Below are 12,604 nucleotides of genomic sequence, written 5' to 3'. Positions count from 1 at the left end.
TTTATTCTAATTTTATATTTTTTTAAATATACTCGCTCTCTAAACTACACCAATGAAAGTCAAGAAAATGCCTACAAATTTTGCTGAAATTTTAAATAATTGCGTTGAGAGTATAAATTCATTTCTTTGGGGTCCATACTTTCTTATTGCCCTACTTTGTGGCACCGGACTATTTTTTACTATTAGGCTTGGGTTTGTTCAAATTTTTAAGTTTAAAATGGGCCTAAAAGAGCTTTTTGGGAATTTCTCACTTCACGGTGAAGCTGCTGGCAAGGCCGGTATGAGCCAGTTTCAAGCGGTCGCAACTGCGATCGCCGCACAAGTTGGCACTGGCAATCTAGTAGGTGCGACAACGGCTCTTATCATGGGCGGTCCTGGAGCGATCTTTTGGATGTGGTGCGCTGCGTTTTTAGGCATGGCTACAAATTTTGCTGAAATTTGCCTAGCTCAAATTTACCGTACAAAAGATGATAGCGGGCACACGATAGGCGGTCCGGCATTTTATATAAGTCGTGGATTAAAGGGAAAATGGGCAAAAATTTTAGCTGGCTTTTTCGCTATCGCTATCATTATCGCACTTGGCTTTATCGGCAATATGGTGCAAGCAAACTCGATCTCAGACGGCTTTAAAGGAGCCTTTGGTATACCTCAGTGGATAACTGGAGCTTTTTTAGCAATCGTCTGCGCAGTCATCTTTATAGGTGGCGTAAAGGCGATCGCAAGAGTGGCTGAAAAGATCGTGCCCTTGATGGCTTTACTTTATGTAGGTGTTGGACTAATCATTATCGCTTTAAATTTTCACGAAATTCCAGATGCAGTTTTGCTTATCTACAAAGCAGCATTTGATCCTTCAGCTGCGTGGGGTGGAGCAACTGGAGCTAGTATAGCAGCTGCGATGAGATACGGCATAGCAAGGGGTCTTTTTAGTAATGAAGCTGGCATGGGCTCAACTCCGCACGCACACGCCGCAGCTAATGTCAAACACCCGGTCGATCAAGCAGTACTTGGCATAATGAGCGTATTTGTAGATACTTTTATCGTTTTAAATATCACCGTTTTTGTAGTGCTTACTGCAAATGTTATTAGCTTTGAAAATGGCAAAGCAGTCTTTACAGGCATAACCTTGGTACAAGAGGCTTTCTCATCGCATATCTTTGGTAAGGTTGGCGGATATAGTTTCGTAGCTGTTTGCCTATTTTTCTTTGCATTTACAACGATTCTTGGATGGTACTATTTTGCTGAAATCAACGTAAGATACCTTCTTGGGGCAAAAGCGGTCAGAGCTTTTCAAATTTTAGTAGTCGTTTTTGTATTTTTGGGAAGCTTGCAAAAGGTTGATTTTGTATGGAGTCTAGCAGATATGTTTAATGGTTTGATGGTCGTGCCAAATTTAATTGCCATCATCATTTTAAGCCCTATCGTGGCAAAACTTTTAAAAGATCACGATGCTGGCAAAGAGTATGATGTGAAAGATTATTTGAAATAAATCTTTACCGCATCTTTAGAAAATTTACTAATAATTAATTTTTAAATCTTTTATTTTAGGATGTTTTATTAGAAGTGGTGGCCCCGAATGGACTCGAACCATCGACCACTACCATGTCAAGGTAGTGCTCTACCAACTGAGCTACGGGACCAAAGATTTGGGATTATATTTTATTTTCTATTTTATTTAGCTTAATTCCTTGGTAATTAAATTTATTTATAAGCAGTAAATGCAATGGATAAAATTAGAATTAGCTAACACTTACTTCGCAATTATCGGCAAAGATGAAAAACTACCCGGTCAATAGCGGCGACTCACACGTCGTCATAAAAACTCCTTGATAGCGATAAAGAGCTAAAATGTGTAAGCTACCACTATGATGCAGAACACAGGGCTAGCTTTAGAAATTGCCTTGAATACTAAAAGCCGATATATAAAAATTCATGAGAAGAAGATGCTAGAGCAAAAAATTAATGCTAAAAAAATTTTTCAAAGATGAGTATAAACCTACAAAAGAGGAAGAGGAATTTTTAAAACAAAAGGCTGATAAGAATAATACAAAACCAGTTAGTGGACTAACAAGGTAGAAGTCTAGCTTAGAAAACTAGCAAGCTTGTCTTGGTTTTATTATTTAAATCATGATAAGCCCGCTAAAGATAAGCCTAAATTTTTAAATTAAAATCTTTAATACTATAAATTAAAAAAGCAAAAAATAGCAATGTGTTATTTCCCAATAATAATCTTTGCAAGTCTTTCATTCTTTTCATTTATATTAAATTTTACTTCAGCTATTTTTCTGCTTTCTATACCCATTTGGACTATCATTTCTGGATTTTGTACAAAATAAATCATCTTTTGTGCCAAAATTTTACTATCAAATGGTGGTACCAAAAACCCATTTACACTATCTTCAACAGTTTCTCTACATCCTACGCTATTTGTGGTTATTACTACCCTTCCTATTGCCATGGCTTCCTGCGTACTTCTTGGCACACCTTCTCTGTAATACGAAGGCAAGACAAAAATGGAACTATTCACTATCCGTTCTTTTATATCATTTACGAAGCCAGGATATATAACTACGCCACTATCAAGATAAGGTTTTAGCTCTTCTTGCGTTAATCCAAATGGATTGTGCTCATCAAAACCACCAAATATATAAAACTTTACATCTTTATATTTTTCTTTTACGATTTTAGCTGCCTCTAAATACTCAAATATTCCTTTTTCTGCAAGAAGCCTTGCTATAAAAATAAAACTTATAGGATCAGTAGGTGCTTTAGTATATGAGAATTTATCAAGATCAACACCTATACCACCTAATATATTTATGGACTTTGCTTTTATATTGTATTTATCAATCAAGTCCTTTTTATCGTCATTATTTAAAAATATAAGCTCGTCAAGAAATGGTAGTGAAATTTTATACAAAAGAACTTGTATAGTTTTGATAATTTTCGCCTTTTTTGTTTGCCCATTTTTATGAACTGTAAAAGCTCCGCCAAGCCCTTCTATCATGCCTACTATTCGTGGTACTCTTGCTATTTTTGCGGCTATAGTTGCAAAAATAACTGGTTTAACAAAAAAAGAAAAAACCGCATCTGGCCTATATTGCCTAAATAGTTTAACCAAATCATATGTCGCAATAAGATCTTTAAATGGATTTAGCCCTTTTGTATTTAAAGTATGGTCAAGCGGTTTTGCACCCAATGAGATTATTTTTTTTCTACTTTTTTCATTGTAGTCACTAACTAAACAGTAGACATCATGCCCTTTTGATACAAGTAGTTTTATGAGTTCTTCTCTAAAATTTATCATCATAGACGAGACATTACCGATTATAAAAATTTTCATAGCAACTCCGATCATATGAATCTAAAAATTTCTAAGCTTAATAAATACTTTTTTTGCAAAAACAAAAATTTGCGGGAACCCTATAAAGACTGTGCTATATAAAATTTTATAGATTATATTTCTATTGATTTGAAAAACGTATTTTATATTATTTGCTTCCGGGCATATAGCAATTATTTGTTTTTTAAAATCGCTTTCAGAATAATCCAAAGTAAATTTTAAAATAGTAGGAATGTGAAATTTAAAATATTCATCAAAAAGATCTTTTTGTATCAAAAATTTCTTTACAGCTATGCTAAAATCAGCAAAATCACCAAGGGCTTTTTTATTATTTGAAAAACTACTAGAAAGCGAATTAGGATTTGTCCTGTAGTGATAAAATGGTTTTGTAATATGAGTAATTTTTTTTGCTTCATAAAAAAGTTGTAAATTTACAAAACTATCTTCACAGTGCGAAAAATGTGGAAATTCAACATTTTCATAAAGCTCTCTTTTAACCAATTTATCACACATGGAAACAGAAATTTCATGAGATAAAATAGCTTTTACGAAGTTCAAATTAGACTTTGGATGATTTTTTGTATAAAAAAAACTTTTTACAACGCTTTTTTTATTAAATTCTTTAATATAGTCAAAACAAACTATGTCTGCATAACTTTTTCTAGCTTCATTAATCAAAGAACTTACCATATCTTTATCGACCCAGTCGTCACTATCTACATGTAAAATGTATTTGCCACTTGATATTTTCAACCCACTTTTTCTAGCTTGCGGTAAGCCCTCATTTTTTATTTTATTAATAATTTTTACATGGTTTTTTCTATTTGGGTATCTTTCAATAATATCCTTCAAAATTTTCATAGAACTATCTGGAGTGCAATCATTTACAAAAATATACTCTATATTGTTATAGTCTTGCTCTAAAAGCGTAGTTGCACACTTTTCTATATATTTCTCCACATTATATATGGGAACTATTATAGAAACATCGTAGTCTTTCATTTATACATCTTTATAATTTTCTAAAATTTTTAATAAGTCTTAAAATAAATAGGACGGTTTGTAAAAATTTATTTTCGCCCATCACCACCTGAACTCTGTAAAATTCACAAAGAGTTCCTAACATATCAATACTACTAACTCCATCATTTGAAAATTTACCGACAATACTTTTTACAACTTTTATCTTTGCTCCATAATTTGCAGCAGTCAATACAAATAGCTGATCTGCCGCTATTGGAAATTTTCTTGAATAGTAACCAAGTTTTTGATGAAGACTTGTGCGGTATATTGAGCCTACAGCATGTCCAGAGATGTAGTGAGCTTGTGCCTTTAGCCATCTTGGTCCGCCATTTGGCTCAATTTTGCCATTATCAGTATCAATACAAGCTGTTATTATGTCTACACCATCTTCCATAGCTTTCTTATAATCTTTAATAGCATTTTGATAAAGCTCATCATCAGCACCGATAACAAGATAGAATTCTCCATTGCAAGCTTTTATGCCTCTATTTAAAGCATCATAAATCCCAAAGTCTTCGCCCGAAATTACTTTTATATTTATCCCACCAATATTTTTTAAAATTTCTAAAGTCTTATCGCTAGACGCTCCATCAGAAATGATCCACTCAAAATCTTTATCGACTTGCTCTTTTAGACTTTTTATCAATCTAGGCAAGAATTTATCCGCATTATAAGTTGCGGTAATTACGCTAAGTTTAGTTGGTTTTTCATTGTAGTTTTTATAGTATAGCTTTTGGGTCATAAAAAATCCTGTAAAAATAAGACATTAACTCATGATCCTATTATTTCTATAATATTATTTTTATATGCTTCGTAATCAAAACTATTTATTTTTAAGTATCCCAATGAAGCTTTTTCTTCCAGTAATGCACTATCGTTTAAATACATAATCATTTTTTCAGCTATATCATTCTCATTATTTGGATCAAACAACAAACCAGCTTCTCCAACTTGTTCGGGCAATGCTACAACATTAGAACAACAAACTGCAACTTTTAATGAAAATGCTTCATATATCGGGATGCTAATGCTCTCAAAAAGCGTGGGCATAACTAAAAATTTAGACATCTTGTATAAAAATGGAAGATCAGAATAATCTATATAGCCAAGATAGATAACACTATTTTGCAATTGTAATTCTTTTATTTTATGATCTACGTTTTGAAAGTTATTTTGCTTTGAACCAGTAAAAACCAATCTTAAATCCTTGAATTCCTTTTTAACAATGCTAAAAGCTTCTAATAATTTTATATGGTTTTTATGTGGCCAAAACTGAGCTGGATAGAAGATATATTCTTCAGGAAGGTTATATTTTGCTTTTATAGTTTTATACAAATTTTTATCTATGGTGCTACTATTAAAGCACTTTGGAGGTGGTGATTGGACTACATGCACCTTATCTGGATCAGCTCCCAAAAATTTTATAATATCACTTTTTACAAATTGAGATTCACATAAAATTTTATCTGCTGTTTTTGATAAAGACCTATTATTTAGCCATCTAAGGATTTTATCCTTTGTTGTAAAAAAATGCGGATAATATCTTTCTTGCATATCATGCAATGTAAAAATAAAAGGTTTATTTAAATAAAAATGCGGATATAAAGATATAGTAGGAGAAATGAATTTATCTATATCAGAAAAGATATCCTTTTCATAATTGGTAAAAAAGAATGGTTTCCTAATAAGCAAAAGAGTCTGCAATGCTCTTATTAGCTTATAAAAAAAAATATTTGGACTTTTTATTTTTCTTACCTCCAATTTATACTCATCAAAACTTCTGTTATTGGTATTGGTAAATATAATATATGTATTACTCTTATCTCTTGAAAAAGCATCTATAATAGAATGCGTATACTGATAAACGCCACCACTTTTTGGATCCGCAAAAGCAAGAATACCAATTTTTTTCATTTCACTTTCCATCTAATTCTCATAGAATGTGCCAGTAAATTAGGAACTAAATTAACTGTATATTTATTTGAGATTAGTCTCACAATAAATTTTAATATTTTATTACCTATATAACCGGTTGCACCATAGCTTACTTTATCAACTATTAACCCTAGTTTTTCGCCCATTTCAAGAACATCTTTCGGTCTAAAAAAACGTATGTGATCATAATTATAACTTCTAAACTTCTTATAATTATCAATTCCATAGCATAAATTATCCAAACTAATAACACTCCCTGTAAATAAAATTTTTAATCTATCCAGAAGATCAAAATAAAGAGGAACACTAATTATGATATACCCCCCCCAGCATTTATATCATTATTGTCTCGATTGATTAACTTCACTGACTCTTCAAGCAATCTCATTGGATCAAATACATGCTCTAATACATCTAATAATACAATATTAAAACGTTCGTTTATATTTAAGGACTCTGAAATATCTTTTTTATAAATCTTAAATCCTCTATCCAAAAGAACTTTTAATGCTTCATTGTTGATCTCAACCCCAGATACACTAAAACCTTTCTTAATAAGCTCATAACTAACACTACCATATCCGCAGCCTATATCCAAGAATTCTTCATTGCCATAAAGTTTTGGCAACATATCTTCTATCTTGGAAAAAGAATTATTTTGCATATCTATTTTAGATAACTCCTTGTAAAAATCATTATAGTAACTCTCAAATACAGCCAAAAAATATCCTTTTTATATAATTGTTATAAAATATTATTTTTCGTATAAAATTTCTTTTATAGTTTTACATATAGATAAAACTTGCTCTTCTGTGATATCAAAAAAACTTGGCAAATTAAGTCCTGTCTTATAAATATTATGAGCATTATAAGTATTCGCACTATCAAAAATAGGCATGTCTGACAATGGATAAAAATATGGTCTTCCATCAATACCTTTTTCTTTTAGCTTTACCAAAAATTCATCCCTTTGTTTTTCTGTATAGCCCAATATTTCTAGGCATATCATCCAATAAACATTTTTTATGCCTGCCTGAGTTCTATTTAATGAAATGTTTTCAATACCAGACAACCCTTCTTTATACCATTCAAATATCTCAATCCTCTTTTGTATTAAGTCTTTTATTCTTCTTAATTGGGCTAGTCCAAGTGCTGCCTGGAGATTTGTCATACGATAATTAAATCCCACTTCGGTATGCCAGTATCGTTTTTCCGAACTCATTGCATGATCTCTTAAAAATTTTAATCTTTCATAAAGATTCTTGTTGTTAGTCGTGATCATACCACCTTCACCAGAAGTTATAATTTTATTACCATAGAAACTAAAAACACCAACATCACCAAAACCACCAACACGTCTTCCATCTATCTCTGCACCATGAGCTTCGGCTGCATCTTCTATAACTAAAAGATTATTTTCTTTAGCTATTTCATTTATTTTATTCATATCAGCTGGATGTCCATAAAGGTGGACTGGGATAATTGCTCTTGTATTTTTAGTAATAGCTTTGTTAATGCAATTAACATCCATGCAAAGGGTATCTGGATCAATATCAACAATTACGGGCTTAGCGTTCACATATTTTATGACATTTCCAGTTGCAACAAAAGTTAGATCTGGGATAATCACTTCGTCGTCTTTACCAATACCCAGCGCAACTAAACTTAAATGCAATCCAACAGTAGCGTTTGAAACAGAGAGCGCATATTTTGTCCCACAAAAAGATGCAAATTCATTCTCAAATTTAGTAATATATTCACCTAGTGAAGATACCCATCCAGATATTACAGCATCATTTACATAGTCTATTTCAAGTTGTGTAATAGATGGTTGTGATATAGGTATAAAGTTCATTTTATTATTTTCCTTATAAAAGATTTTATTTTTTGTAATTTAGTAGGGCTGAATTTCTTTCTTATTATTTTTACAATATTATCATCTATGCTTACGTTGGATACCTCTGGTAAAAACATACTATCCAAAACAATATCATAGACATGTGTTTCTCCACAATGAACACCAGAATTATCAAATCCAATATTTTTAACTAAACTCTTTATAGGATAAACCGTTACCTTGTTATGTAGCGCGCTTGCTAAAGCAGTCCTTATTGCCCATGAATTTATTTTTCCTTGAAGTTGAAGTAAAAGCATATTATATAGATCTTCTCCCCCGACATTAAACTGCTTTTGCAGATTCTTATCATGAAATATCTTATCATTTTCGGTTATATCAAAATTTATTAGATTCCATCTATTGCTCCACATTCCCCAGCCCCAAGAGCTAAATCTATTAAATAGCAATATATCTTTTTTATAAGAATATGGAATTTCACACGGATACATATAACCGCTAATCGACATAATACTTTTATTATCTGAGTAAAAATCAAGAGCATTGTTCATAAATTGTAAAAAATTCGGACTAGTAATGATATCGTCTTCAAGAACTATTGTTTTACCATATTCATTTATAACTTTACCAACGCCATCTATTATGCTATTAGCCAAACCAAAATTTTTTTCTCGTTCTATTATAGTAATATTTTTAAATCCGCTTATTTTTTTTATATATTTTCTTACTTCTACGACATTAATTTCATCATTTTGACTTTTAGGCGCATCTGAATATATAAAAATTTCACTTTGATGGGCCAACTCGTTTGCCAATAAAGCTTCTAATACTTTCTTGGTATGATTTGGGCGATTATATACAAATAATACTATAGGCGCATAAACATATAAATTATTATTCTGTATCATTTTGTTTAACCTTTAAATCAAATAATGTAGAGCTGTAAACATTTTTTAATTTATTAAGAATTCTTTTTTGGAATGCTTTTAATTTATCCATAAAATAATTTTTGACTATAAGCTTTATAAGAAATAAATAATCAAGCTTATTATTTATAATAAATAATAATTTGTCTAGCAAATCTTTCGTATGCTCATCTCTTATATAAAAAAATTTATAAAATAAAATCCTACTTTTAAATTTAGCGATCAGTTTTGTACCATATTTAAACTCTTTAAGAAAGCCAAAGAAAAAGGAAAAATAATATGGAGTCAATTTTTCTCCATCTTGTACACTAATACTATCCTTATCAACACCATAATAGGCAAAAACATCGTCTGTGTAAGCAAAATAATTATAGTTTTTTTTTGCATATAAAAACATTAATGAATCAAACCCAGCTCCATTAATATTATAGTTTAAATTTAAACAATTGCTAATATTACTACTAAATAGGTCTCCGATAATATTTCTCCTAAATATAGCACATGTTCCAGAAACAGGAACACTGCCTTGAAGTATCAATGATTCTACAAAAAAATCCAATGTCAATAAAGACTTATTAACTATTTTAAAACCAATATCTTGGCAAATTTTCATACTTTTTACATCATACCACTTCACTGGCGTATAAACAAAACCAACATTAAATTTTAGCTCTTTCAACGTCCTTTTTATAAAATCTAAATCAATATAATCATCCGACCATAGAAATTTTATAATCTGCCCAGAAGAGTTTACAAAACAATTTCTCCAATTTTCAACTGGACCTTTGTTTATTTCCATTTTAAATAATTTTATTCTACGATCCTTTTTAGCGTAGCTCTCCAATATATTAAAAGTATTATCAGTACTGCAATTATCTGAGACTATAATTTCAATATTCTTATAGCTTTGATTAATCACACTATCAATAGTATGTGAAATTATTTTTTCACGATTAAACACAGGGATGCAAACCGATACTAGTATATTATTCATATATTTATAAATTTTCTTATTTTATATATTGCCGAGTTAATTTTATCATAAAAAGAATAGGTTAATTTACAATTATTTGCCATTTGATACAACTTTCTTATTGTGTCTATATCTTCAAATTTTTCATGTCTTACAGCATTAAAAACATAATTCATCTTAACCACAATAGATTTAACTAGTGCATAAACCATTTTCGGATCTATGTTGCTAAGATATTTATTTCCGTAAACATATCTATATTTTTGAATGGTTTCTTGATGATTTAAATTTTCTAAAAACGCTGTAGCTTGACCAAAATTATATAATTTATCGGTATTAACAAATTCAATATTGTAGGATGAGCAAATACTGGGAATCAGCATATTTGAGCCATGAACGCCAATGGTTATACTTCCGCTACAAGCTTCATTCCATATATCATCTGTATTTTGTTCCATTTTTTCCACTCTCAAATCACAAACATTGGAAAAGCAATACTTATCCTTATCTCCTATTAAAATAACTTTTATGTCTAGCGATCCTAACATTAGTATTAACTTTTTGTAAAATATATACTGGGACCTACTAGTAACTCCAACTGTTCTATCCTTCCTATAGACAATAACTATTTTATCTATCTCATTCACCCATTTTCTTATAGGAAGATTTAATTTCGTCAACCCCAAAAACTCTTGCTGCGGATATTTGAGCATTTCACAATAAACATCACAATAGCTTTGAATACTATTTTTTATTTTCCTATCTATGCAAGTATAAAAATATTTGTACTTTGAAAAAGAAGTATTTGTTTCAATTAATGAGATTTTATTTTCAAAATTTTTAATCAAAAATCTAAGCTGCGAAGGAATAATCACTAAAAAATCATATTCATTATACTTTTCATTGTCAATATAGTATGTTAATCTTTCTAAACGCATAAAACAATGACCAAAAACAAAGTCTAGCAAATTAAAAACTATTATTTTTTTTCTTTTTATACTGATACTTAAATAAGATATTATATTATCATTTACCATATTTAGGTTAATGTTTTCTAACGGATCTTTCCACCAATCGGCAACACTATTTACTACTTTTTTCTTATCTTTATCATAAATAGCGGGGTATGGTATGCCAGAAAATATTGGCATGTCTACTAAAAAATTTGCCTGACATTTTGTACATCTACACTCATATAAGTATCTCCACCCATAAAAAAAATACTTCTCCAACACCAGCTTATTGCCGCAATATACACATTTTTCATCAAAACTATATGTATCTAATTTTAATAAATTATTCATTATTCCTCACCTTCAAATATCTCACAAATACGAGAGTGAGCATCAGGCCAATTACAGAGTTTATCAAAACAGCAATAGCCGCACCATATACCTGATATGCACTAATAAAAAAGTACATAATGAATATCGAAACGAACGACATAATCAATGATATATATAGGCCATATATGGTTTTGTTATATAAGGAAAAGTAATTATTTAAAAGACTGGAAACCGACAAAATAAACTGTGAAAACACTAGCACCCACAAATACGGAATACCAGCCCTATACGCCGAATTAAAAACCCCAAAAACAAATAGAAATTTTAGTAAAAATAGAACCACAAAATAATAAACAATAGCCAAAACAAATAATAAGCTAATTAGCTGGATAATTTTAATAGATAATAAATGCTTATTTGCTGGATTAAAAAAAAATGGCAACCAAAAATTGTGTATACTTGAAAATAGAATAGCAAACATAGATGAAAATGCAAAAATAAAAGAATATTCACCCACTAAATTAAAATCAAAAAGATTTTGTATGAAGTATTTATCAACAAAAGAGTAAATAAATCCCAATACAGCATTAAGAACAAGCGGATAGCCAAATATAACACTATCTTTAGCTAAATTTTTATTAAACTTTCTGCAAGAAAAATATTGCAAAATATATTTAAAAAATAGTATACACACTAAAAGCTCTGATATTATTAGCGCACTTAATCTTTCTACTACAGAATTTTGTGAAAAGAGATACATAACCCCCAAAGATATACTATTAACCAATACCAATCTCGCCAAATTAAAATTTCTAATTTCTTTATATTTTTTATCAATATAAAAAAAACTCATAAAAAATTGAATTATTGCTCCATGAAATATAGATAAAATAACCAAAACAACAACATTATTCTTTAAATTACCAAATACCAGGTCTCTCCATATATGAATTGTTGATATCAAAGCAAAAACAAAAGATACTATTGATATAACTAATATCAAGAATAATGTACTAACTACTTCATTCTGCGAATATCTTCTATCATAAAAATATCTATTAATGGCACCATACAACCCCATTGATCCAATTGATGTAAAAAATGCAGACAATCCTATAGCATATGAATATATGCCAAATTCCTCCTGAGTCATAAGTTTTAAATAAATGGGTAAAAGAAGTAAACTACTAGATTTTGCAAGAACATCAATTGATATTATAGATACAAGGTTTTTAATAAGACTTTTATTACTAACAATAAGCACAG

At 30.1% G+C, this 12,604-nt stretch carries 12 protein-coding genes and 1 tRNA gene; 1 reads left to right on the top strand and 12 read right to left on the bottom strand.

Translation table 11 applies throughout. The annotated features are described in order from the left end of the window. Window positions 1–67 precede the first annotated feature (67 nt). On the top strand, window positions 68–1,486 hold the full coding sequence (locus CCON33237_RS00710; RefSeq protein WP_054195966.1) for an alanine/glycine:cation symporter family protein: 1,419 nt from the start codon (window positions 68–70) through the stop codon (window positions 1,484–1,486). A 75-nt stretch (window positions 1,487–1,561) separates the two neighbouring features. Here CCON33237_RS00710 and CCON33237_RS00705 read toward each other — a convergent pair. The 12 genes from CCON33237_RS00705 to CCON33237_RS00645 all read right to left on the bottom strand — a co-directional run bounded on the left by CCON33237_RS00705 (window position 1,562) and on the right by CCON33237_RS00645 (window position 12,602). After that, window positions 1,562–1,637, bottom strand: a tRNA-Val gene (locus CCON33237_RS00705). A 572-nt stretch (window positions 1,638–2,209) separates the two neighbouring features. Then, window positions 2,210–3,340 carry a glycosyltransferase family 4 protein gene (locus tag CCON33237_RS00695; RefSeq protein ID WP_054195965.1) on the bottom strand — a complete coding sequence of 377 codons (1,131 nt, stop codon included), beginning with the start codon at window positions 3,338–3,340 and terminating at the stop codon, window positions 2,210–2,212. Window positions 3,341–3,361: 21 nt separating this feature from the next. Continuing rightward, entirely contained in the window at window positions 3,362–4,342 is a 981-nt protein-coding gene (locus CCON33237_RS00690) for a glycosyltransferase family 2 protein (protein ID WP_054195964.1), read from the bottom strand. Window positions 4,343–4,352: 10 nt separating this feature from the next. Beyond that, window positions 4,353–5,105: a glycosyltransferase gene (locus CCON33237_RS00685; protein ID WP_054195963.1), complete on the bottom strand. Its 753-nt coding sequence runs from the start codon at window positions 5,103–5,105 to the stop codon at window positions 4,353–4,355. Between the two features lie 29 nt (window positions 5,106–5,134). After that, a complete protein-coding gene (locus CCON33237_RS00680) occupies window positions 5,135–6,277 on the bottom strand; it encodes a glycosyltransferase family 4 protein (RefSeq protein WP_054195962.1) in 1,143 nt (380 codons plus the stop codon). Then, on the bottom strand, window positions 6,274–6,540 hold the full coding sequence (locus CCON33237_RS00675; RefSeq protein ID WP_054195961.1) for a hypothetical protein: 267 nt from the start codon (window positions 6,538–6,540) through the stop codon (window positions 6,274–6,276). Before CCON33237_RS00675 ends, CCON33237_RS00680 begins: the two co-directional genes overlap by 4 nt. 68 nt (window positions 6,541–6,608) lie before the next feature. Then, window positions 6,609–7,019 carry a class I SAM-dependent methyltransferase gene (locus tag CCON33237_RS00670; RefSeq protein WP_054195960.1) on the bottom strand — a complete coding sequence of 137 codons (411 nt, stop codon included), beginning with the start codon at window positions 7,017–7,019 and terminating at the stop codon, window positions 6,609–6,611. 33 nt (window positions 7,020–7,052) lie between these two features. Then, window positions 7,053–8,153, bottom strand: coding sequence for a DegT/DnrJ/EryC1/StrS family aminotransferase (locus CCON33237_RS00665; RefSeq protein WP_054195959.1), 1,101 nt, complete (start codon window positions 8,151–8,153; stop codon window positions 7,053–7,055). Further along, window positions 8,150–9,061 carry a glycosyltransferase gene (locus CCON33237_RS00660; RefSeq protein ID WP_054195958.1) on the bottom strand — a complete coding sequence of 304 codons (912 nt, stop codon included), beginning with the start codon at window positions 9,059–9,061 and terminating at the stop codon, window positions 8,150–8,152. The genes CCON33237_RS00665 and CCON33237_RS00660 overlap by 4 nt, the downstream gene beginning before the upstream one ends. Continuing rightward, on the bottom strand, window positions 9,048–10,073 hold the full coding sequence (locus CCON33237_RS00655; protein ID WP_081004417.1) for a glycosyltransferase family 2 protein: 1,026 nt from the start codon (window positions 10,071–10,073) through the stop codon (window positions 9,048–9,050). Before CCON33237_RS00655 ends, CCON33237_RS00660 begins: the two co-directional genes overlap by 14 nt. Then, on the bottom strand, window positions 10,070–11,356 hold the full coding sequence (locus CCON33237_RS00650; RefSeq protein WP_054195956.1) for a hypothetical protein: 1,287 nt from the start codon (window positions 11,354–11,356) through the stop codon (window positions 10,070–10,072). The genes CCON33237_RS00655 and CCON33237_RS00650 overlap by 4 nt, the downstream gene beginning before the upstream one ends. After that, window positions 11,349–12,602, bottom strand: a complete 1,254-nt coding sequence (locus CCON33237_RS00645; RefSeq protein WP_054195955.1) for an oligosaccharide flippase family protein — start codon at window positions 12,600–12,602, stop codon at window positions 11,349–11,351. Before CCON33237_RS00645 ends, CCON33237_RS00650 begins: the two co-directional genes overlap by 8 nt. Window positions 12,603–12,604 lie beyond the last annotated feature (2 nt).

It is taken from the genome of Campylobacter concisus (assembly GCF_001298465.1).
GTDB lineage: Bacteria > Campylobacterota > Campylobacteria > Campylobacterales > Campylobacteraceae > Campylobacter_A > Campylobacter_A concisus.
Note: the sequence above shows the minus strand (reverse complement) of the source record. Positions and strands in the feature narration are given on the sequence as shown.

Coding starts and splice junctions, on each gene's coding strand:
- CCON33237_RS00710 (WP_054195966.1), top strand. CDS start 68: ATGCCTACAAATTTTGCTGAAATTTTAAATAATTGCGTTGAGAGTATA.
- CCON33237_RS00695 (WP_054195965.1), bottom strand. CDS start 3,340: ATGAAAATTTTTATAATCGGTAATGTCTCGTCTATGATGATAAATTTT.
- CCON33237_RS00690 (WP_054195964.1), bottom strand. CDS start 4,342: ATGAAAGACTACGATGTTTCTATAATAGTTCCCATATATAATGTGGAG.
- CCON33237_RS00685 (WP_054195963.1), bottom strand. CDS start 5,105: ATGACCCAAAAGCTATACTATAAAAACTACAATGAAAAACCAACTAAA.
- CCON33237_RS00680 (WP_054195962.1), bottom strand. CDS start 6,277: ATGAAAAAAATTGGTATTCTTGCTTTTGCGGATCCAAAAAGTGGTGGC.
- CCON33237_RS00665 (WP_054195959.1), bottom strand. CDS start 8,153: ATGAACTTTATACCTATATCACAACCATCTATTACACAACTTGAAATA.
- CCON33237_RS00660 (WP_054195958.1), bottom strand. CDS start 9,061: ATGATACAGAATAATAATTTATATGTTTATGCGCCTATAGTATTATTT.
- CCON33237_RS00655 (WP_081004417.1), bottom strand. CDS start 10,073: ATGAATAATATACTAGTATCGGTTTGCATCCCTGTGTTTAATCGTGAA.
- CCON33237_RS00650 (WP_054195956.1), bottom strand. CDS start 11,356: ATGAATAATTTATTAAAATTAGATACATATAGTTTTGATGAAAAATGT.